Genomic DNA, 22,740 nt, shown 5'->3' on the forward strand with positions numbered 1-22,740 from the left:
TCCTTGCAAATAAATGTATGCTTCTGTATAATTTTATTATTATCAAATTCTTCAAGGAGTTTTTATGGAAAAACAGATTTCTATTACCAAGATTAAAATCAGACATTCTCAGATTCTTCTGTTTTTGAATTGTCCTAAAAAACCCGAAACACTTCAGGGTGAGCTTCGCTTTCAGAATGCCTGGCTGAACTTCTGTCATCCAGTTGCCTTCTATCCTGTTGGAAAAAGTCTGGTTTGTCCAATCAACACAGATAAACTTGAAAACTATGATGGTGACTGGAAGCTGACAATCCAGGATTCTAATGACACTTACACTCCTGTTTTCACTAGCCGCGTACGCCTTTCTCTGCTTCTCGGCAGACATTTTGTGCGAAATGAAGAAACTCTTTTCTTTCCTATGGGAGGCGCTTCTCACAGCTTTCTTCTGCGCTGCCGCCGCTGGCAGAAACAGGATCATCTGACTTTCAGAATCAAAGAGCTGACAGCCTTTGGTATTGCAAAACTATTTGGTCGTTCTCTGAAGGAAAAACACATGTGGCTTGTGTATGAGAAATTCTGCATCACAGCTCAGGAAAACGGTTTTTATTTTTTTGAATACTGTATGAAAAATAAGAAAGACAATGTATTTTTTATACTGGATAAAAAATCTCCTCAGTGGGATTATATGCAGCAATATCGAAAAAACATCATTCCTGCCTTGAGTTTTCGCCATATCCTGTATCTGCTGTGCGCTGATCTTCTAATCTCTCCGGATGGAAGACACCACGCCTATGCATGGAAGCCTATGCCAAACCCTGTGACCAGAACACTCAACAAACAAAAATTATATTTTCTGCAGCATGGTGTTTTGGCTCTCAAAAACGTTGATAGTCTTTTCAGCGTTGACTCTTCGTCTTCCGTTGATTATTTTACTGCATCATCAGAATTCGAAAAGAATATTATCGTAAACCGCATGGGATATAACCCGGATAAAGTTCCGGTAACCGGACTTGCCCGCTGGGACGGCCTCCACGATACTTCAGACCCGGAGCATCCTGTCATTCTGCTTATGCCAACCTGGCGTTCCTGGCTGGAAGGACAAAATGACGAAATTTTCAGACAAAGCGATTATTATCAGCACTACACTGCACTTCTGAACAGTCAGGAACTCCAAGATTATCTAAAGGAACATGAGCTGAAGCTGTTGTTTTATATTCACCCGAAGCTCCAGGAATTTATCGGTATCTTTCATTCAGAGGATTCACAGATTGAATTATACTCCTTTGATTCCGTACCACTGAATCAGCTGATCATGCACTGCTCCATGATGATCACTGATTACTCAAGTGCCTGCTGGGATGCCTACTACCAGGGCAAGCCGATCCTGTTCTATCAATTTGATCTTGATCAGTACAACAAAACCAATGGAAGTTATATTGATATGGAGACAGAACTCTGGGGCGACCGCTGCGCAGAGCAGGCTGAACTTATTCAGCTCATCAAAAAATATGCCGAAAATGGATTTCAGGAAAAGGCTGAATATGCCGAGATGCGCAAAAATTATTTCGCTTATATAGATCACAATAACTGCAAGAGAACTTATGAGTATATCAAAAGCCAGGGTTTTTAAACCCTGGCTTGTTTCATCTAATCCTTATATCAATTCCATAACTACTTTGATAAAGAAAATTACGATCACGACGATCATGACCGGTTTCACGATCTTATGACCATTTGATGTAAAACAGTGACTTCCAAGATAGTTTCCTGCCATATTACAGCAGCCCGCAGCAATTCCCAGTGGCAGGAGTACCTTACCATTGATCAAAAACACAACCAGTGCCGTAATATTGGTTGTAAGATTGATTGCCTTCGTTGTTCCCGCTGCATCATTCAGTGTCATATGGCAGAATCCTGTAAAAAGAAGCATCAGGAACGTGCCTGTTCCCGGTCCATAAATTCCGTCATAAATACCGATCACCACTGCGATCAGAATGCATTTAAAGATCAGCATTCCATTGACTGCATCTGTAGTATTTTCGTCATTCCCCTGCAGTGCTTTGCTTCTAAGAACATAAAATAAGATTACCGGCAAAACGATCACCATTGCTATTTTGAGAACTCTGTCTGAAATGAGTAATGCAAGATGAGACCCCATCCAGGACCCGGCAATCGCACCAAAAATTGCCGGAATACATATTTTCCACTTCATAAAGCCCTTTTTCATATAATGGTAAGTTGCAACAGAAGTCCCCATGAAGCTGCTCATTTTATTTGTTGCAATCGCAGTATGTACCGGCAGTCCGGCGATCATATATGCCGGAAGAGAGATCAGTCCCCCACCGCCGGCGATCGAATCTACAAATCCTGCCAGAAATACAAAAAAACATACTACCAGATAAACTAATATCACTTTTTCTCCCACGTTCCCTGTCCTCAACTTCTTTTGTTATTTATTATTTCTTCTTCATCGCAATCAGTGTAGGCCGAAGAATTTCCACATATTCTTCATACATAACTTCTCTGAGAAAATCCACATATTCCCAGAAAGTCAACTCTCCGTCCGGCGTGAGAAGTTCAAAATCTGTATCATAAACATTTACAAACAGACCAGTCTCTTTAAGACCATTTCGCAGATAAAATGCTTTTCTTCTCTTACGTTCTTCTGCATTCTCCGCTTTTTCATTCTGTGTTTCAATCTCAAAAATATATTTATAATTTTTAAAGCGTTCCAGAAGCACTTCCAGCCCTTTGCTTCCATAACCACCATTTCGTTTCTCAGGTGCGATTGCATAATAGTCCAGAAGCGCCCGATTCTGCTCTTCATCGATCAGATTGATCGCCAGACCTGCAAATTCATCCTCATCGACCAACGCAAGCATTTCCATCTTTCCATCAGCAGCCAGCTGTTCCATAACCTGGAGTGGCTTTTTTTCCTGCTCTGGAAACGCCTTATCGTATAAGTCATACAGCTGCCATTTATACTGTGCGCCTTCATCGGCAATGTTCATCAGTTTCATATTATCTGTCTCCTGTTTAATTATTAATCATATCCGGCCATGACAGAATCTCTGCAGCAATTTCTTTTTCGTAATCGCCCTCGATATCCTGGCTTCTGCCCGCTTCATAAATATTGGTTTCTGCACCCCAGACTTCATCATGATATTCCCACACATGAAAGCGAAGTCCACGGAACATGAAATCAAGACTTCCACAGTCATCTTCTTCTGTATATTCATATTTGATATTTTTCTGTTTTAACGCATTCTGTACCATCTGCAGTTTCATATCTGTTTCTCCTGTTCTTATCATATATTTCTGTTAAACATCGAAATCGTCTTAACGACGACTTTGCTTTAAATACTCATGTTCTTTAGTATAACACATCCCTGTCGGTTGTCTATTGTAAAAATCGCTTCCATGCTTTATTATAGTAAATAGCGAAAAAAGGAGTGTATACCAATGACTACTAAAATGGTTTTTCACGGAAGTGATATAGAAAAAATTTGCGCTTACTATCATTTGAATAAAGAAGATATCGTTAAATTCGGAGCAAACGTCAATCCACTTGGTCTTTCTGCTTCTGTCAAAAAAGAAATTGCAGAAAATATAGATCTGTTTTCTTCTTATCCGGACAGGGATTATGTCAGCCTCCGAAATACGATTGCTGCATACTGTCAGATTCCGGCAGAATTTATTCTTCCGGGAAATGGCTCCAGCGAACTGATCTCTCTGCTAATCCAGGAACGTGCACCAAAGCATACTCTGATCCTCGGACCGACTTATTCCGAATATTCAAGAGAACTTTCTTTCTCCGGAAGCACACAAGAATATTATCATCTACAGGAAGAACGTAACTTTAGTCTGGATGTGGATGATCTGTGTAAAACACTGGAAAAAGGCTATGATTTCCTGATCATCTGCAATCCGAATAATCCGACTTCTTCTGCGATCATGCAGGAAGATTTGAGAAAGCTGATTGCGTTCTGTTCTGGAAAAAATATTTTTGTCATGATTGACGAAACATACGTGGAATTTGCACCGGACATCAATGCAGTAACAGCGGTTCCTCTGACCAGAGAATTTACAAATCTGATGGTTCTGCGTGGTGTATCTAAATTTTATGCGGCTCCGGGTATGCGTCTCGGCTATGGCATTACAGGAAACAGAGAATTTCTCGCCCGAATGAGAGAAAAGCAAACGCCATGGTCTCTGAATAGTCTTGGTGCATTTGCCGGCGAAAAAATGCTCCTTGACCATGACTATTTCCGCAGGACACGTGATCTGATCCTCGGTGAACGTGACCGGATGGAAACTGAATTAAAAAAGCTTCCAATCTTCAAGGTCTATCCGGCATATGCAAACTTTATCCTTCTGAAAATTCAGAAAGAAGGCCTGACTTCCGCAGATGTATTTGAAGCCTGCATCAAAAAAGGGCTGATGATTCGTGACTGTTCTTCTTTCCAGTGCCTGGACGGAGAATTTATCCGGTTCTGCATCATGATGCCTGAAGATAATACACGATTGTTAGACGTACTGAAGCAGCTGTGATCCAGCTGCTTCTTTTTTATACTTTTATGCGTATATTCTTAACTGTTCCTGAGCATCTCCCATTTTGCTGTTTTCAATGATGCATATGCAGATATTTCTCCCGGGTAGCAAGTCCGCCACGGATGTGACGTTCTTCTTTATTCACATCCAGAATCTTACGCGCCTCTCCCGCCAGTGCCGGATTGATCTGGATCAGCCGGTCTGTCACATCTTTATGTTTGGTTGTCACTAATTAGAACGGTTTCATCTAAGCCTAAATCACCGAAGATTCGTAAGTAAATATCTACGTTACCATCCTTGTCTACTTCAATTTTCTGGATAATCCGTTTAAGCTGTGCATTGGTCATCTGGTGAACATCGGAAATATCTTCAATCTCTTTAAACGTGCGATTCAAGATTATTTCCAGTTGTTCACCTTTTGTCAGGTGATAAGCAACCATTTTCAACTCATTCTCCAGACGCTCGATTTCCTGTTTTGTGCCGCCGATTTTTTCATTCAGTTCCTCACGTGTAATGAGGTCATCGGTGTACATATCCATGTATTTCTGACGCATTTTTTGAAGCTTGTGAAGCTGTGCGTTCAATTCCTTTTCGTAATTCAGGTTCTCATCCTTGGCTTTGTAAACCCTCTGGAATTCGCCTGTTACGTGACGAATTACATTTTTCTTTGCTTTCAGCAGCTCGGAAAAGTATTCGGACAGAACTTCAATCAACTCTTCCTCGTCCACTGTCTGAGCATTCGGGCAGCTATCCGCCCCACGTCCATTATGACCGGAACATACCCAGCGAATATAAGTATTCTTATAAGTACGAACAGTTCGTCGAAATGACCAGCCACATTCCTTACATTTAATCAGAGTAGAAAACAAATACTTATTGCTCTGCCGTTCCTTTGTTAATTTAAAAGTCTTGCTTCTGCACTCCAAAATCTCCTGTGCCTTTTCATACATTTCCGGCTCAATAATCCGCAGTTCCGGACGTTCTGTTACCATCCACTCCGTCTCGTCTTTTTCCGTTCTCTGTCCAGTCAGGAAGTCAGCTACTTCCTGCTTGCCGTTGATAATTTTTCCGGTATAAAGTTCATTCGTTAAAATCCGGCACGTCGCATTCTGGCTCCACTGACAATTACGCTTTGTTCGGATACCTTTCGCATTCAGCATGTTTGCAATCTTGGCGGCACCATATCCTTCTTCGATATACCATTTATAAATCTGCCTGATAACAGCTGCTTCTTCCTCGTTGATTGCCAAATTAAAGTAATCTCCAATGGTTTTATCATATCCGTACACAATATTCGGAACTCGTCCTTTTTCAGCATTCATTTTCTTGCCGAATTTCACACGCTTTGAAGTATTGGCACTTTCTTCCTGCGCCAATGCACCGAAGATTGTCAGAACAAATTCACTGTTTCCCATGCTGGTCATGTTGGCCGTCAAAAACTGTGTCTCGATTCCTAATGCTTTCAGTTTGCGGACATTCTGCAGAAGGTCTACAGTATTTCTGGCAAAGCGAGAGATGTCCTTTACTACTACCATATCAAATAGTCCATGTTCAGCATCAGCCATCATGCGTAAAAATTCTTTTCGATTTTTTATTTTCGTGCCTGAAATACCCTCATCTGCATATAATCTAACTAAGTTGTCACCAGTACGCTGGGTGTACTCAGAGAAAAATTGCTTTTGAGCTTCCAGACTGTTGAGCTGATCAGCTTTATCAGTGGAGACACGACAATAAGCAGCTATATTCATATCTAATACCTTTCTGTTATATTTAAGTCGTTCTGTTACAACTTTATTGTACCATCTAAAATATAATTGTAAATAGCAAAATAAGGAATACCCTTTCTTCAGAATATTCCTTATATGCATTACTCTTCGATAAAAAAATTTTCTAACAATAGCATAATGGATTGTTCATCAACATTACCTGGTTCTTTTAAATTTTTTTTCTTTTTATTCAATAACAAATATGTATCTGTAAAAACATCTTGTATCGTCCCAAGGCATTTATCTTTTGCTAATTTAACCATCAACTCAAGAATTACACGATCCACATAGATATGCAAATGTTCTCCTAACATTTGTATTCGTTTATGGCTTTCCCCTGCATGAACAATAGCATTTCTAAGCCTATATAAGCGATAAAGATGCCATTCAATTCTTTGACAATACTTTTCGGAAAGATGCCATAATTTTTCGCGATTTTCTCTTTGCTCATATAAGTTATATATTTTATAACGTATATTGGGATAATACTTAAGCTCATTCGCAAAATAATCTTCTCGATATTTCTCATATTTTTCAAGAAATATAAAGCCTGCGATTTTACAAATCTCTTTATCGAATTCTGTTATATCTTTAAGCAACAAACTTACTTTTCGATTACCTAAATTATTTTTCAAATCGTCAAGTATATTAGAAAATATGCATTCGAAATAGTCATTTTGTAGAATGGAAACTATATTATCAGTAACGCTTTCAATTTTGGATTTTGAACTATCTGTAACACTTGCAACCTCCAACGCTGACCACAAATTAAGAAATGCATCATTTAAGTCTTGTTGATTTAATGCCGCATTATGCAAATCAACAATCTTATTAAGCTGAGAATAAGTTTCCTTTCCTTTTTCTTGGCATCCCAAAACAATTGTATCTATTTCAGTTTTAAAATTTTCTCGTGGCTCAGGCTTGATACTTTTATACCCAAACGCTTTTACGGGAAGAATTATTCCCTCTTGGGTATCTTGTCGAATTACCAATCCGTTTTTACCTATTACACTGATATTATCATTCAAAAAAACTTCTAAATATCTCAAAAAAATTTCTAATGCAGAATACGCTCGTTTCATTGCTGAATAATTATCATATGCCTTTGTTTCCATAACCCCTATAAAGGACTTTTGCTTTCTTTTAATCTGTTTAAAGCAACCATCATCTTCAAACGAAATATGCAATCTTTCATTTAACAACTTTTGATATGGCTTTAATTTTTCATAAAAAACAAAGTACACTTTGTATTTACCAATTTCAAAATCAAACCTATTCAAAAAAATCTGTGCTTTTTTTTCTGGATCATTTATACTTTCCTCAAATATATTTCTCAGGAATCTATATATATATTCCGATGAATATCCATGCCATAGCAAAAAAGCAAGCCAAGCACGAAGTCCTTTTTCAATTTCTGTTTTACGGTTTGATTCCGACAAATTTTCTTTCAAGTATTTACAACATATTTCATAGTACTTTTTCTTTGGTATCTTATTGAATATATAATGTACCGCTGTTCTTTGATCTTTATCTAAAAATTTTGCCATCTCTTCAATAACTTCATATTTATACAACTCTCGAACAATAACGTCTGTCATTAAACTCGACTTAATCTCTTTTGCAATTATATCTAATTGATATTGCTTAATACTCCCTTTCACCACATCTTTTTCAGTATCAACATATTCTTCTAATAATGTTTGTGTATTATGAACAGGCGCTTTAACAATATCATCTGAATAATGAAACAACATTTCTTGTAGTCTTTGAACAAAAAATAAATATCCATCCTTAGTAGATGTCCAATCTTGTGTAATATATTTCATTTTTCATCCCCCTCGCATTTTTGTAAATCAATCATTTTTTTATCAAGTACCACTTTGCATACCTATTAGTTCCTGTTGTAACAACAATTCCATCCTTTTTCATTGCCTGTAACAAATTAGAAACCTTCTTCGATTTCTGTTCATCGCTAAGTACTTCTGGCAATGCTTTTTCCAGTACTTCCATTAAATCTCTTTTGCTGGCTTCTCCCATTGACTGAAGTGCTTTTATAATTAACTGCTTGCAAATATCATCATCTAACCCTTTATTTCGAACATAAGCAGCTTTCTGTCCGACAATATCTGCCACCTTGAAAGATACAAAAACATTAGGATAACGTCCTTCCACAAGACCTTTTTTCTTCAAATCCTTAAAGCTTTCTTTAGAAACTACTTCCTGTTTCTGAACTTTATCCAACAAAAATACAGTTCTCATATCTAAATCTTCATTGGAATATAAAAGCTGAGTATAATTCTTATCCAATATCTTTCCGTACACAGTCACTGTAACTCTATTAATTGTGTTCAAATCATATGTCGGCAATGGGAAGCATTTATCACGCTGTATCTGATACATCATTGGTATTCCCATTGAATTTGTATCAATCATATACAGATTTACCATTGCGTTACACAAAAACACATTTCGATAATACGGTGGTTTATATCCCGGTTCCAGTGCTTGTTCAATAGTTTCTGGTATAAAAGCCCCCTCATTGATAAATACCAGTCTGTCCTCAAATTCCTCTACGTTGATTTTTCCACGCAAGCGATAGTCCTGATGAGCAATACAGTTATTAATAATCTCTTTGATCAGCTCTGGTTCATATTGATCTACTTCATCCGGAAACAAAGTCTGCTGTCCGGCAATATAACGATACTTTACATTTCTGATCCTGGAATATACCTTATCCACTGCCATTAACATCGGTATATCAAAATGTTCATAAGCTTTTACCGAATTATCTGCATTATAAAGTGTCCAGGTAATTCTAGGAATAAAGCCATCAAAGAAATATTTAGCCTCACTTTTTCCTAATAACAATAATGCCGTTCTGGTGATTTTTCCTTTTATTGTAATACCAGCTTTATTTAAAACCTCAATATCAGACAGTTTCTTTAAAACTTCCTGTGCTTTTTTTCGATCACTCTGACGTTTTGAGAAAAGTTCTCTTGCTCTTTTAATCGCTTCTTCATCCAAGTCTTCTATCGTTGCATCTTCTACAATTTCTTTTGACCAATCCATTCCTATTTGACTTCTAAGTAGATCTACTTTATTCATCGGAAGCGGTGATATAGATTCATGCTCTCTGGCATACGCTGCCCCTTGCCATGTTGTCGGAATCCCCCTAATAGCTGGAGGAATTTGAAATGCTATCACTCGACATTTTTCCATTGTCAGTTCGTATATCTCCAGAAATGTCAATCGTTCATTGGTTCCATTTACGATTTCCTTTTTCAAACTTTGCAGACTTCCCTGTTTCCGAAATTCCGTTCCTACATATCGTTTATCATCCGAAATTCCGAAAATCAGCCACGCCTCCTGTAATCCCCGAAGATTTGCTTCATTGCTAAGTGCAGAAAAATATTTACCAATGTCATTAAACGAATAATTTGTGCGTGCTTCTTTAAATTCTACAACTTCATTTTCAAAGGATTCTATCATGCGAACAATCTTTTCTTTTAATTGGCTATCCGTATATATCATATTCTTCCGCCTTTCAAAATTTTCTATGACTAAATTCTATGACTAATCTATGACTTTCTAGAACTAATTTTAACTGATTTTTAGACAGAACACAAGCAATAGCAAAAAAATAAAAGGCATCCCACGCGCTACGCAGGACACCCTCCATCATGTTTTGGTTCATTGGGAAGCTCATCCGCTGCTTCTTGTATTGCCTGTTCCACCTTACTTGCATTTGCTTCAATCAATATCTTTAACAGATAGTCGGCGGTCACTTCCGCTGTGTTTGGATTATGGAATCGATAATTAAGTTTTCTCTTTTTCATAGCGGAATTTCCACCTCCTCCCGTATGTCTTTGTCCATAACTATGAAAATGTTTTTTGAAATAGTCCTGCCAAATGCCATTCCTGTTCAACTTAAATAGATGCCGGTCAAAGGGGCATCCCTGTTGTAAACCACCGCTGTAAACAAACTCCAAAAAATCTAATTCTTTTTGTTTTTTCAGTTTTCTTTCCTCAATACCAAATTACTCTTATATATCTGTTTACTGTTTACAAATTCTACAAGTCAAAGCAATATCCATAGAAAAAAGTGTAAACAACACGCCAACTACCGTAAACCTGACTGGCATTTTACTGGAAAGGTAACTCCACCTGCCGGGCTTCCTTCTCAGTAATCGGATGCCAGTCATTTTCATTTTTTAAGTCTTTTGCGTCTCGTTTACAGTTTTCGTTTACACATACCCACGAACGCTGTGTACCGTAATCCTTGAATCTTGTCATCGTCCCCTGTTTCCAACCCACAATGCTTGTATTCATGATTTCACAGATGCGGTCTGTCTCCGCCTTCTTCGGCTTTACATAAGGATTGTCCAGTGCCTCTTTAAAAAGCATCAATGAACAGACTTTTCTGTCTTCATGTTCATCCAGCCATGCCTGTATCATTCCGGCTTCCGTATCATCCGCCATGAACTCCTGCCGCAGTTTATCAAGCTGTGTTTCTGTTTCCTTTGAAAACGCCAGTTTAAAATTTCCATTACGGTACAACATCATTGCTTCCGCCCACACCTGATCAATATACTGTCTGGATTCCTTCTCATTTTCGAGGATATGAACCTCCATCTCTGCCCGGTTCGTCTGAACCGGAACGAATCTTCGATTTCCGGTACGGTCAAACGGCAGGAATCGCTTAATATTGGATGTTCCTCCAAATACACATTGCCTCGGACGATCAAGAGCATATACTGCATAAGAATCCCGATAAGTCTCTTTCTGCCTGCTCAGAAAGCTCTTTGTTTCCTCAATACTCTTAGAGCGTGCCGTTGCGACCATTTCAGACATTTCAATCATCCAATGACCACGAAGCTGACAATAAACTTTTTCCGAATCCAGTTTGCCGATGTCATCAGTGAACCAGTCATCCTTTACTGCCATGAAACGAAAAAATGTAGATTTTCCCACGCCCTGACCCCCGACCAGACAGAGCATATATTCAAACTTAATTCCGGGGCGGAACGCACGGGCAATAGCTCCCAGCAAAAACATTTTCATACTTTCATAGGTCAACTCATCCACAGGTGCACCAAGAAAATGATGCAGCACATAGCGGATACGTTCCTGCCCATCCCATTGCAGACTGTTCAAATAATCCCGGACAGGGTGATATTTGTTCCGATCTGCCTGATGGACAATACTTTTCTGCACAATCTTATCCATCGTCAAACCGTAAGTCTCTTCCAAATAAAGCATAATATAGTTCAAATCCATATCTGTGAATGCCGGGCTTATCCGTTCCCACCACACGGGTTTTACAATGTCTGTCTGCTCAGTCAAAATATTGTGCCGGAATACATCTTTTAACAGAGGATCATGTTCTAAAATTAGCTTACAGTTATGCCGATTGTTTTTCACAGCACCCTTCTGTGTCATTTCCAGTTGTTCTCTGATTTCCTCTACTGTCAACTCCGTTTCCATTATATCCATTACTTCGCACAATTCCTGTCGTGTCTGTGGTGATAAAGTCTGAAATTCTCTGTTCAATCGCTGTCACCTCCTTCCCATGAGCCACCACTACGGCAACTCGTTCTTCTAATGTGCCTGATAATAATGTATCCAACAGGTACTCTGTTTCTGATATTTTTTCCAATGCCTCCATAAACAGCGGATGCCAGACATCTTCCACCTGTTTCGGAGCACACTCTTCTTTCCACTGTTTCAACAAATGCAGGTAATCTGCCAGTGCACGGAAATATCTATTTTCTGCCTGCAGATACCTCTGTTCCTGTGTTAGCTGTCGTTTGATTTGTTTTCTCTGTGGCGGGCTGTGCCCCATGTTCTCATAATGTATAGAAAAATCTCTTGCCAATTTCTCTGCCGCCTCTTTTGGTTTTAAATTGTACAAGTGTGCCGTAAAATCAATCACATCCCCATCTGCCTGACATCCGAAACAATGAAAACGCCTGTCCACTTTCATGCTTGGATTCTTGTCACGGTGAAATGGACAGACCGCCATTCCATTCTTGTTTACCCGTATTCCATAGCTTTCTGCAGCCTGCCGGGTAGTCACAGACTGTTTAACTGCTTCAAATATATTCATCCTTTTCCTCTTTTCTTTACATCACAACTCCATATCGTTCCTTCCCAATTTAGTTCTTCCTTCGTGTTCCCATCGCTCTCGGTTCTCCTGTTCCGCAGTAATTTTTGCTTTTGCCAGCCTATCCAGAATGGAACTTCTGGCTTTTTTCTTAATCTGTTCGGTATTCACCTTTTTGACTTCCGGTTTTATCAGCGTGGTCTGGATTGTTTTAACTGCTGTCTGCATAGCTTTTGTAATTTTGGTAATTACTCCGTCCAATCGACTTACAGCATAAGTTCTTTCTTTTTGGGAAGCCTTGCGCTCAGGGGAAAGCACCCACGCCTTTGACTGTTCTACCAGACGAATGTCTTCTTTATGGGTTTCCACTCTGACCTCATCCGTCACAACCTCCACAGCTTTGTCGTAAGCAATATCTGAAACTTCATCGATCAAAGCTTCTACTTCTTCAATTTTCAAAGTAAGTGTATCCAGTATTTCTGTCTGGTTTTTCATCTGTTCCTTTTGCTTAAACAGGATATAATCCTGCTTTTCAAGATAATCTCGCCCTCCATAAGACGGTTCTTCTTCCAGATGCAACCCGTATTTTCGAGTTATATCAAAAAGCATTGTCCGGCAAATAGCATCAAAAGTCTGCTTTCGATTATTATTGCGGCCTTTAGGTTTATCCGGTTTTGGAAGTGCAATCCCTAATTCTTCCAGTGCTTTTTCCTGCTGGGGACAGATTTCCCCGTACTTATTCTCACAATCAAAAACATGACGTTCATGAATGTGCGGCGTTCCTTCGTCCAAATGCAGTGCCCAGTCCAGAATATGGACATGAGAACCGAACCGATTTGTGAACTGCTTTGTAAAGTCCTGTACAACCGCAAGTAATATTTCATAGGAAACAGATTCTTCTACTGTTCCTATTTGAAAAATAGTTTCCTCTGGACAGGTTTTATTGTTCTTTAGTAAATCTTCCACAGATCGGTTACGCTCTGTATGACGGGTTCTTGCATTTCTTTCATTCTGCGCTTCTATATATTTTCCATAATGTTCCTGATAAAAAGTACATTCAATTTTCTCAAAACTGATATCCTGAGAATCTTCTTCCCTGTTCTGCATTGTGGTATAGCCACGGTAACAGTCCCAGTAAATATTTTCTCTGACTCTTCCAGCATCAATATGTTCACTGTTTTCCAAGTCGAAACGGCGATCATTATGCCTGGGATTATAAGTGCCATTTTTCCCGGAGCGTCCATTGTGTCTTGTTGCTTTCAATAATTTTCTTGCCCTCCTTTTTCACGTTTTTCCAAATTAAATAAGGCAGCGAAGCTGCAAACCTGCGTGAATTTGCGTCAGGTAATACCCAGTACGAGTAGACGCACGCATCAACTCACTGGGCAATGGCTGCCGCCCTTAACCTGCACAAAAGACTTCGCTCTCCGCTCTGCTCCAGATTTAGTTACTATTCTCCGGCACCCTTCCATTCCCCTTTGCCATCCATTCGAAAAAAGCAATTTTATTAACCTTAATTAATCTGCCGCTTCGAAATGCCGGAAAACCGGGTGTATGAACCAGTTCATAAGCCGTTACTCTGGAAATCCCCATAATCCGCTGAATATCAGCCACATCCAGTACAAGAGGCAGTTCATCATAATTGTTTAATCTCTTATTTTCACTCATGTTGTTCCTCCATTTTTGATCTCATTTTTTTAGCTTCTCATTGCCGTTTTATCTTTCCTGTTTCCTGAGTCATACTGCTGTCAAAGCATACAACACGTCATCCATTCGGATGCGCTCACTTCTTTTATCGAAGGTCATGGCGGTTTATCTCAGGTTAGACGGTCATAAAGTTGTCAAAGTACACTGCATAGTACGAAATTACCATGCAATCGTATCTTATCAATCTCATCTTGACTTTTCAATACTTTCGCGATACCATAAATGTAACTAATATTATATTTTTTAAAATTACCATACAAAACAGGAGCAAATAGAAATGGCTTATCAATTTATAAGGCAAGAACCTTGCTACGACCACATCCTCTTCGTTCTGGCATTGGATAGAGACAAAATGAAGGAGCGAATTTTAATCGGAACGGAACAGCAAATCCGTTTTCGACTGGACGGAAATAAAGATAACGATGTCATATATGATATAACACGTCCTCTAGGACGTTTTCTGATAGATTTTGAATATGATAAAGAAAAGAACTGGAATATATATGGACTTGCTCCCCTACGTGATGCATTGCACACTAACCGTTGGAAACAGCCTGCACTGGAACAGACTGCTGGTGATTTTCTGGCAAAAAAATATCTCACCGGTGATCCGGTGAGAATGTATGCTACATTCCGTATTTGGAATGAATATCTTGTTACAAGGGAATATCGTGACCGTAATACTGCCTGTGATCGTTTTATAGAAAAAATCCAAATTTTGACTCAGGCATTCCAAACAGAAAATGTCATGAATTTTAATTCTGATACCGGAAAACCAGAACGTTTTCATACTGGCAGTCTTTATTTCCGCAACACTCCTGCTGAAATCACTCGACTTGAACTTTGGTTTCCGGATAATAGGCGCAGAACAGAATGCGTAGCTGCCTACAGCTCTTTTTATCCGCTTATCACTTATTACTTGAATCGGCTGAATGACTGGGGCCTTTGTTTCCGTCAGTGCAAAGTCTGTGGAAAATATTTTCTGGCAAAAAACCAGCGTTATGAACTATGCAGTGATAAGTGCCGTAAAGCACAGGCACTTCAAAATAAAAGGGAATTTGATGAACGAGCCAGAGAAAATAACTATGATTTGCTTTATAAAAATGAATGCCAGAATTGGCGTAATAAAATCAATAAATCCAAAAAAACTGCTGATTTTCCGATTGAACGTCTGGAAGAAATGAAAACTGCGTTTGACCTTTTTAAGAAAGAAGCTCTGCGGCGTAAGAAAGCTGTAAAGGCAGGAACAACCAAGCCAACGGAATTCACGGACTGGCTGTATCAGCAGAGCAATATTATCTTGAAACTCAGCGAAATCTGAATCCATCCCTGTAAAGGAAAGGCAGCGAATTTACTCGCTGCCTGCCCTCTCATTAAACTTGTATCCTACACCCCAGACGGTTTGAATATATACCGGGTTGCCCGGATCATCTTCTATCTTCTCACGAATATGGCTGATATGACTCATGACAATATTGTAATCGCCAGAATAGGCTTCTTTCCAGACTACATCATAAATCTGCTCCTTACTAAATACCCTTCCTGGATTTTGTGCTAATAACTGCAGGATTTCAAACTCGGTGTAAGTTAATTCTATTTTTCTATTATCACGAACAACTTCCCTCCGTTTCAAATCAATCGCTATACCCTTATGCCTTATTTTCGATTGAAGTTGTATTTCCTGAAAAAGGAATTTTTCTCTGCCGGAATCTAACACGGAAATAACAGAATTTACCAACTCTTCCTCATCTCCCTCGAATGATACCAGCAATATTTTTCCCACTTAATCATCCTCGTTTCATTTAGCACTAACTTAATGCTTCGCCTCTGAATTATATTCCGCAAATGTTTCCGTTTCCGGATTAAATTCAGCAAATAATTCCTGCATTCTATTTTTGCTTACTTTTTGAAAGCTGCTAATCTTTCCACTTTTGTCTCTCGTTACTTCAATGTACATAGTGCCGTTGCTGTTAGAAAAGATTCCCCTTCCCTCATCATATAAATCTGCTATAATCTTACCATTATAAACCCAGTTTCCTTGAGCATCACAGGATACTCCATAATCAGCATACTCCTGTGGAACAGCAATATTAAGACCTTTTCCCTCTTCACTGCTATATTCGCCCATGTCATCAGCCGCTATGTTCTCACTTCCTCCTTCTTCAAAAACAGATCCTTTCATTTCATCTGCAGTTACAGCTTCTCCGCCGGAACTTTCAACCAATGCCGCCGGTTCTGACCAAAAATCATCTGATAACGGTTCTGCCTTTACGTCTGTGATGGTGCCATAGTTTTCCCTTTGCACTTCAACTCGAAGCGTACCTCCACGTTTGGAACTTATTGTATAAGTACCCGGCTTAAACTCATCCCGGAAATATCCAATGGTCTTTCCATCATACATCAGAAATCCTGTTTCTTTCTGGTAAGTTATTCCCGCTTTTGCATATTCAGAAAGCTGTTCTTCGCTGAATACATTTTCATTACTGTCTTTATTTTCGGTGACCGTTTCTGCTTCCTGCTTCGCATATTCTATATTTTCCGGAGAATATGCCATTGTAATTCCCACTGCATCATCAGATGATTTCGACAACTTCATCCCATCTTTTATTTTTTGAAGATTATCCTCATAAAGTGCAATCGTCTCATCTACCTTTTCCTGTGTCCATACAAACCATCCGTCGCCGCCTGTATAAGCTTTTTCACCAATCATAGACTGCAGAACTTCTTTTTCCTCGTCCAGCCATTTCGCATACTCTTCTGCTGTCCACCATTCCACATCCGAACTTGAAAGTGATTCATCTTCCCGGATATTCACTTCGTTTAAAGCAACTGTTGTTTCACCGTTTTCTTGCGCTGTCTCTGTCTTTTTCTCCAAGGATGATGCGGAAGTTGCAAATCCACCTGTCACGCAAATTACCAATACTGCACTTATAATTACTGCAAACTTAGATGTCTTCTTTATCTTCATAATTGCTCTTATCCTCTCTTCAATCGCATTTTTACTGAAACTGTTACATAATGGTGTCAGTCCGCTCTTTTTTTCTTCCATAGATATTAAAGCAGTTGCATATACCGACTTTATATCCATTCCAAATCTACGGACTACGGTTTCGTCACAGGATAATTCCAAATCTCTGTTAAAAAGAATATACATTACCCACACAAGAGGATTAAACCAATGAATGCATACTGCAGCAATCATTATCAGCTTTGTAAGCATATCAAGCCGTCTGATATGCACATATTCATGTTCCAACACATAACGAAGCTGATAAATATTTTTCCATTCTGTATTTTTCGGCATTAAAATAACTGGGCGAATCACACCATAAGAAAGTGGTGCAGCTATGGTTTCTGTCTGCCGGATGGATAGACTCCTTTTTAGTGGATGTTTTTCCTTCCATGCTTCCAAAATATCATTTTCAACAGGCAGCGAAAATCGAAATTCCCGATAACATTTTATATAGGAAACCGCAAAAAATCCAAAACAAAGTAACAGACCTGCCAGCCATATTACACTCAAAATCGAAATGGATTCTGTTCTCTGTACCATAGCCTCTGATAATCCATTTGCTATCTCAGGCATATTCCCATGAATGGGTAAAAATGTTGTCGTTTGCGCCGTTCTCACTGGGTTTATATCAGAATAAATACTCTGCAACAGAGAATAAATACTTGTGACTGATTTTATGGAAAATGGAACTAATAACCGTATTAATGCAATCCACCATAAAATCAAAAATGTTTTCTTCGGTAATCTGTTGATAAGCACAGCCCTTAATACCACAATAAGTAAAATAATAACCGTTCCCAGAAAACTCATTTGCAGCAGGCTCATATACATCACCTCATTCCAATTCACTGACGATCTGCTTCAGGTTCTTAATCTGCTCCATAGAAAGTTTTTTTCTGCCAAGAAGTGCCGCAAACAACTTGTCAACAGATCCATCATATATCTTATCAATAAGTTCATCTGTTTCCAGATCCTGTACCTGTTCTTTTGCTATAAGCGCATGGCACATAAATCCCGGTTCCGTTCGTTCAATCGCGCCTTTATTGATACACCGCTTAATCAATGTATACGTTGTGTTTTTATTCCAGCCGACTTCTCTGTTTAAAGTATCTGCAACATATTTCGCTGGCACGTCACCATCCTTCCACAGAACATCCATTACCTTTAATTCCGAATCAAAAAGTTTGATATTTTCCTCTGTCACTTGTTTCGCCTCCTATAAGACTACAGTAGTCTGTTCTTGTTTTCAGACTACCACAGTCTTATAGCATTGTCAATCATTTTCTGTCGCTAGGAAAAGAAAAACAGCCAGCCTTTCGGCTGACTGCTCCATACTAAATATAAACCATTTCGTTCAGTACAATTTCTTCTGCTCTGTTTCTAATATTATTACACCGTTGTACCCAAAGCATAGCATCTTTCCGCTTCAATTCCTCCGTCACTCCCTCAGCCGCTTTCATCTGATCAACAATACACGTAAACCGTTCCTCCGCTTGTTCGTCCAAATCCTCCAGATAGCTCCAAAGTTTTCCGGTCAGCAGTAAACTGGAATATCTACCGTAGCACTGCTCTTTCAGATACTCCCTATGCATCTGTCCGTACTTACCGATAGGTCGGTTTTCCTCCGGAAACTTCAAATCCGGGATGTAATAGTCCCCGACAAGCACATATTCGATGCCATTCTCTGTAATTCTTGGTTTCAGTTCCTTCATGGTTCGTTCCTCCTTGATTTTGTTTAATATATTGCCCAAACGAACCGTTCTATTTTGTTACTTCTATATGTACTGTACTCTTACTGATCCCAAATTTTTTCGCCGTCTGTCGTACTGTCGCTTTTGTTTCTATTATGTAATGTGCAATCTCCACTGCACGTTCTTCGATATAATCCTTCAAAGAAAAATCCCCCGAAGACACCGTTTTTACAGTGTATGCGGGGGATTTATGTGGTATGTCTTACTTATTTATCTCTTAGAAGAGCACCGGAATAATATAAATTCCAAGTGCAATGATCGTCGCAACAATTGTGGCAATCTTCCAGATATTGTATTCTTTGTCCATCTTTGCTTTTTCTTCCGGAGATGGCTCCTCGAGAACACCGATCTCTTCCTCAATTGTCGGGATCTTGTTCTCATGTTTTCTGGTAAAGACTGCCCAGTAAATGATTGCTGCTACGGTTACTACTCCAGAGGTAGCAAGTGCTACTCTGTCTGCGAAAATCAGCATGAAGATATACACAACGATCGTGAACCAGCAGCCGAATTTTCCACCAGGAGCTACATATGGTCTGTTCATATCCGGATAATTTTTCTTCAGCCCCAGATATGCAAGACATCCAATGATGTAACAGAGTGCCAGAGAAATCAACGATACAGATGCAATATAGTTGATAGAACCTGTTGCGATCAAAATGATATTGATAATACCTACTGCTGCAACTGCAGTGTATGGTGTTTTGTATTTCGGATGTACTTTGCAGAAGAAGGAAGGAAGAGATTTATCTTCTGCCATTGTATAGATATATCTTGCCGGAGCTGCAATACCAGGGTTGATCGTAGACAGGTCACCACCAAATGCAATTCCGATGCAGAGAAGGATGATCGGGAATCCGATAAGTCCTGCTGCCTCCAGACCTTCTGCATAAGGAGCATCTGCTGCTGCAAGCAGTGGATAGAATTTGTGCGGTACAAGACCAACCAGGAACCACTGGAATAATGCATTACATACAAATACAAGGAATACAGATACTTTTAAAGCTCTTGGAAGTGTATACTGTGGGTATTTTGTTTCAGCACCCATAGATACACAGGTTTCAAAACCTGTATAGCACCACCATACAAGACCAAAGATGTACATCAGTTCATTAAAAGGTGGCAGTGAATCCATTGCAATTCCACCAAAATATTCCAGATGGATCTTAGGAATCATATACAGGAACCATGCGATCGCACAACCCCAGAAGAAAAAGATAAATCCAGTCTGTGCTTTACCAGAGTAGATGACCTCTTTGGAGATCACTTTGATCTGTGGAATCTTTCCAAAACCTCCCGTATTCTGAAGAAGCATTCTGCTGAACACCAACTGTGTAGTTGATGTTCCAATATCAATCCCTGCACTTAAAATTTCTTCTGTCTGCATATCTTTCATCTCCATAAACGACAAAAAGGGACATCAACGATTGTTGATGCCCCTTTGCACTTCGCTTCTTTGAAATTGATTGCATTATAGCACGGAGTTTTTTAATGCACAATTCAATTATCCACCAAAATTTTTCTGTGAATTCAAAAAGTTTCATTATATTTGCATAATTGTACAAAATTTAGTTCAATGAAATCTCATCGATCAGCTTCAGTTCCTCTTCACTGAATGGTGCACTGGAAATAGCTTTTATATTATCCAGAATCTGCTGTGTTTTGGATGCGCCGATCAGAACACTGGTCACTTCTTTCTGCTGCAGAAGCCATGCAAGTGCCATATCTGCAAGCTTTTCTCCTCGCTGTGCTGCCAGCTCATTCAGCTTACGGATCTGATCTAGTCTGTGTTCATCCAAAGTACTTTCTTTAAGGAATCTGCCGTCGGTACGGATACGGCTGTCTTCCGGGATTCCATGCAGGTAACGGTCAGTCAGCTGTCCCTGTGCAAGCGGGCTGAATGTGATCAGACCCTTTTGCAGCTCAGCAGTTGCCTTTTTCAGACCATTCTTCTCTACTGTTCGATCAAAAATAGAATAACGGTTCTGATTGATGACAAACGGACAATGCAGATCCTTCAGAATTGCAGTAGCCTTCTTTAATGTCTCTCCATCATAATTGGAAAGTCCGACATAAATTGCCTTGCCGCTCTGTACTGCACTTGCCAGTGCACCCATGGTCTCTTCAAGCGGTGTATCCGGATCCATTCTGTGATGATAGAAAATATCTACATAATCAAGGCCCATACGTTTCAGACTCTGATCCAGGCTGGCAAGAAGGTACTTACGGCTTCCCCAGTTTCCATAAGGGCCATCCCACATCTCATATCCGGCTTTTGTTGTAATGATCAGCTCGTCACGATAAACGCCCAGGTCTTCTTTCAGAATGCGGCCAAAGTTCTTTTCTGCACTTCCTGGTTCCGGACCATAATTATTTGCCAGGTCAAACTGTGTGATTCCACTATCAAAAGCCGTAAAACAAAGCTTTCTCATATTTTCAAAATTTGCGGTGTCTCCAAAGTTATGCCATAATCCCAGTGACACCTTTGGCAGCATCAGACCACTGTTTCCACAATGATCGTATTCCATGGTTGTGTATCTTTCTTTAGACGCAGTGTACATATTCTTTTCCTCCCAATACGAATATATTTACTTCTCTTTACAAAGATTAGCACTTCAAGTATACTTGAAGTCAAGAATTTTATATAAAAGTAAATTTGTGATTCGGCATTTAATTTTTTACAGGAGGTATCGCATCTAATGAAAAACTATACGATCAGAGAAATATCCGAAATGTTTGAGTTACCATCATCTACACTTCGTTATTACGAAAGTGAAGGACTCCTTCCAGAAGTACCCAAATCCTCTTCCGGACAACGTATATACAGTGATGAACATGTTGAACGTCTTAAATGTATCAACTGTTTCAAACGCACAGGAATGACTATCCCACAACTTCGAAAATTTTTTATATATGAGGCAGATGAAGCAGCTCACATTGATAAAATTATCTCTCTTCTAAAAGATCAGGAACAAATTGTAAATGAAAAGCTGATCCAGCTTCAAAAAGATTCAGCACATGTCCATCACAAAGTAGAATACTACTCTGAAATCAAACATGCGCTGGAAAATAATCTTCCTCTGCCAGTTTGGGTAGATGAGGATTGATTTCACTTATTCCTTCTATCTGAAACTCTTTAAATATGCCTTCTGCTCTGGTGTGATCCGGTAGCTCTCCACCGCCTTCTGGATGGCCTTACGGTGTACCCATTCCGGCAGACATCGTTCCTCGATATACGGAATGGTTGCCTCCCATTGCTTTGCAAGGGCCGTAGCAAGATACCAGGCGATCATCATGTTTACATAATATTCTTCAGACCGTATATCTGCTGCCAGCTTCAGATATTCCGGTCTGAAATCTTCCTCCAGATAAAGATTCATCAGCATACCGATTCCATAACGAATCGTATAAGTTTCTCCCGATGAGATCCAGTTTCTGATTTCCGGAAGCAGCTCTTCTTTATGCTTCGCAAAACACTTTGGTGCCGGAAGGTCACAGGTTGCCCAGTTATTTACATATGGAAGCAGTTTTTTCACTTCTTTCAGGCACACCTCATAGTCTTTGATCCAGCTTATGATCATCATATGCATATTATTCTCTTCATAATATCGGTGTGGCAGATCCTTCAGAAAAAGTTCTGCTTCCAGTGTCTCTGCAAATTCTTTTGTAAACTTGCGGAGCATCGGTGTACGGATTCCTATAATGGTTTCCCTGTCAATACCCGGCAATAATTTACTGTGGAAATCCCGATATTTCAGATCCTGCATCTCAAACAACTGCTTTTCCAGATTTTCTATATAGGACATAAATACTCCTCGTCTTCCATAGATTTTCAAAAAACTCTGTTACTTCAACAGAGCTTTGGGGCATATT

22 protein-coding genes and 2 pseudogenes are annotated in these 22,740 nt (G+C 39.4%); 4 read left to right on the forward strand and 20 right to left on the reverse strand.

Annotation, left to right across the window (positions count from 1 at the left end; all coding sequences use genetic code 11):
• The first annotated feature begins 64 nt into the window (after window positions 1-64).
• Window positions 65-1,609 (forward strand): CDP-glycerol glycerophosphotransferase family protein, encoded by a 1,545-nt coding sequence (locus LI112_RS02330; RefSeq protein WP_227190173.1) that lies wholly within the window; start codon window positions 65-67, stop codon window positions 1,607-1,609.
• A gap of 24 nt (window positions 1,610-1,633) precedes the next feature.
• On the opposite strand, the gene LI112_RS02335 is transcribed toward LI112_RS02330, so the two are convergent.
• The 3 genes from LI112_RS02335 to LI112_RS02345 are packed head-to-tail and all read right to left on the reverse strand — an operon-like array spanning window position 1,634 to window position 3,267.
• Window positions 1,634-2,392 (reverse strand): TSUP family transporter, encoded by a 759-nt coding sequence (locus LI112_RS02335; RefSeq protein WP_330664178.1) that lies wholly within the window; start codon window positions 2,390-2,392, stop codon window positions 1,634-1,636.
• A 43-nt stretch (window positions 2,393-2,435) separates the two neighbouring features.
• Window positions 2,436-2,999 carry a GNAT family N-acetyltransferase gene (locus LI112_RS02340; protein WP_118044967.1) on the reverse strand — a complete coding sequence of 188 codons (564 nt, stop codon included), beginning with the start codon at window positions 2,997-2,999 and terminating at the stop codon, window positions 2,436-2,438.
• Between the two features lie 16 nt (window positions 3,000-3,015).
• Window positions 3,016-3,267 carry a hypothetical protein gene (locus tag LI112_RS02345; protein WP_022388877.1) on the reverse strand — a complete coding sequence of 84 codons (252 nt, stop codon included), beginning with the start codon at window positions 3,265-3,267 and terminating at the stop codon, window positions 3,016-3,018.
• Window positions 3,268-3,441: 174 nt separating this feature from the next.
• On the opposite strand from LI112_RS02345, the gene LI112_RS02350 reads away from it, so the two are divergent.
• A complete protein-coding gene (locus LI112_RS02350) occupies window positions 3,442-4,530 on the forward strand; it encodes a histidinol-phosphate transaminase (RefSeq protein WP_227190174.1) in 1,089 nt (362 codons plus the stop codon).
• A gap of 73 nt (window positions 4,531-4,603) precedes the next feature.
• Here the strand turns inward: LI112_RS02350 and LI112_RS02355 are convergent.
• From LI112_RS02355 to LI112_RS02395, 9 genes and pseudogenes are all read right to left on the reverse strand, one after another.
• Window positions 4,604-4,756, reverse strand: a pseudogene (locus tag LI112_RS02355) (sporulation transcriptional regulator SpoIIID); the annotation flags it as partial.
• Complete coding sequence (locus LI112_RS02360) at window positions 4,743-6,278, reverse strand: recombinase family protein (protein ID WP_118137600.1); 1,536 nt, start codon at window positions 6,276-6,278, stop codon at window positions 4,743-4,745. The gene LI112_RS02360 and the pseudogene LI112_RS02355, both read right to left, overlap by 14 nt.
• Before the next feature lie 119 nt (window positions 6,279-6,397).
• Window positions 6,398-8,122, reverse strand: a complete 1,725-nt coding sequence (locus tag LI112_RS02365) for a hypothetical protein (protein ID WP_015541718.1) — start codon at window positions 8,120-8,122, stop codon at window positions 6,398-6,400.
• Between the two features lie 31 nt (window positions 8,123-8,153).
• Entirely contained in the window at window positions 8,154-9,827 is a 1,674-nt protein-coding gene (locus LI112_RS02370) for an RNA-binding domain-containing protein (RefSeq protein ID WP_215706689.1), read from the reverse strand.
• 128 nt (window positions 9,828-9,955) lie between these two features.
• Entirely contained in the window at window positions 9,956-10,132 is a 177-nt protein-coding gene (locus LI112_RS02375) for a hypothetical protein (RefSeq protein ID WP_171030313.1), read from the reverse strand.
• Between the two features lie 307 nt (window positions 10,133-10,439).
• On the reverse strand, window positions 10,440-11,789 hold the full coding sequence (locus tag LI112_RS02380; RefSeq protein ID WP_008707132.1) for a virulence-associated E family protein: 1,350 nt from the start codon (window positions 11,787-11,789) through the stop codon (window positions 10,440-10,442).
• Entirely contained in the window at window positions 11,698-12,402 is a 705-nt protein-coding gene (locus tag LI112_RS02385; protein ID WP_008707134.1) for a CHC2 zinc finger domain-containing protein, read from the reverse strand. The genes LI112_RS02380 and LI112_RS02385 overlap by 92 nt, the downstream gene beginning before the upstream one ends.
• A 21-nt stretch (window positions 12,403-12,423) precedes the next feature.
• The gene (locus tag LI112_RS02390; RefSeq protein WP_008707136.1) at window positions 12,424-13,662 is read right to left on the reverse strand and encodes a hypothetical protein; all 1,239 of its coding nucleotides are present in this window, start codon (window positions 13,660-13,662) and stop codon (window positions 12,424-12,426) included.
• A 180-nt stretch (window positions 13,663-13,842) separates the two neighbouring features.
• A complete protein-coding gene (locus LI112_RS02395) occupies window positions 13,843-14,067 on the reverse strand; it encodes a helix-turn-helix domain-containing protein (protein ID WP_227190175.1) in 225 nt (74 codons plus the stop codon).
• A 316-nt stretch (window positions 14,068-14,383) separates the two neighbouring features.
• Here LI112_RS02395 and LI112_RS02400 point away from each other — a divergent pair, with 316 nt between their 5' ends.
• Entirely contained in the window at window positions 14,384-15,427 is a 1,044-nt protein-coding gene (locus LI112_RS02400; RefSeq protein ID WP_118137592.1) for a DUF6076 domain-containing protein, read from the forward strand.
• 30 nt (window positions 15,428-15,457) lie between these two features.
• On the opposite strand, the gene LI112_RS02405 is transcribed toward LI112_RS02400, so the two are convergent.
• From LI112_RS02405 to LI112_RS02435, 7 genes and pseudogenes are all read right to left on the reverse strand, one after another.
• Window positions 15,458-15,889, reverse strand: a complete 432-nt coding sequence (locus tag LI112_RS02405; protein WP_022388636.1) for a winged helix-turn-helix domain-containing protein — start codon at window positions 15,887-15,889, stop codon at window positions 15,458-15,460.
• Window positions 15,890-15,919: 30 nt separating this feature from the next.
• Window positions 15,920-17,950, reverse strand: a complete 2,031-nt coding sequence (locus tag LI112_RS02410) for a M56 family metallopeptidase (protein WP_306441515.1) — start codon at window positions 17,948-17,950, stop codon at window positions 15,920-15,922.
• A gap of 4 nt (window positions 17,951-17,954) precedes the next feature.
• Window positions 17,955-18,323, reverse strand: coding sequence for a BlaI/MecI/CopY family transcriptional regulator (locus tag LI112_RS02415; protein WP_008707144.1), 369 nt, complete (start codon window positions 18,321-18,323; stop codon window positions 17,955-17,957).
• Window positions 18,324-18,453: 130 nt separating this feature from the next.
• Window positions 18,454-18,831 (reverse strand): TnpV protein, encoded by a 378-nt coding sequence (locus LI112_RS02420; protein WP_161233947.1) that lies wholly within the window; start codon window positions 18,829-18,831, stop codon window positions 18,454-18,456.
• Between the two features lie 55 nt (window positions 18,832-18,886).
• Window positions 18,887-19,012 (reverse strand): annotated as a pseudogene (locus LI112_RS02425) (sporulation transcriptional regulator SpoIIID); the annotation flags it as partial.
• 75 nt (window positions 19,013-19,087) lie between these two features.
• On the reverse strand, window positions 19,088-20,254 hold the full coding sequence (locus LI112_RS02430; protein ID WP_227190176.1) for an APC family permease: 1,167 nt from the start codon (window positions 20,252-20,254) through the stop codon (window positions 19,088-19,090).
• A 181-nt stretch (window positions 20,255-20,435) separates the two neighbouring features.
• Window positions 20,436-21,428 carry an aldo/keto reductase gene (locus tag LI112_RS02435; protein WP_118392724.1) on the reverse strand — a complete coding sequence of 331 codons (993 nt, stop codon included), beginning with the start codon at window positions 21,426-21,428 and terminating at the stop codon, window positions 20,436-20,438.
• Between the two features lie 138 nt (window positions 21,429-21,566).
• Between LI112_RS02435 and LI112_RS02440 the strand changes: the two genes are divergently transcribed.
• Window positions 21,567-21,974, forward strand: coding sequence for a MerR family transcriptional regulator (locus LI112_RS02440; protein ID WP_117593517.1), 408 nt, complete (start codon window positions 21,567-21,569; stop codon window positions 21,972-21,974).
• A 15-nt stretch (window positions 21,975-21,989) separates the two neighbouring features.
• On the opposite strand, the gene LI112_RS02445 is transcribed toward LI112_RS02440, so the two are convergent.
• Window positions 21,990-22,673: a DNA alkylation repair protein gene (locus LI112_RS02445; RefSeq protein WP_171030312.1), complete on the reverse strand. Its 684-nt coding sequence runs from the start codon at window positions 22,671-22,673 to the stop codon at window positions 21,990-21,992.
• Between the last annotated feature and the right edge of the window lie 67 nt (window positions 22,674-22,740).

This window comes from Blautia sp. 210820-DFI.6.14, assembly GCF_020558815.1.
In the GTDB taxonomy this organism is placed as follows: domain Bacteria; phylum Bacillota; class Clostridia; order Lachnospirales; family Lachnospiraceae; genus Blautia_A; species Blautia_A obeum.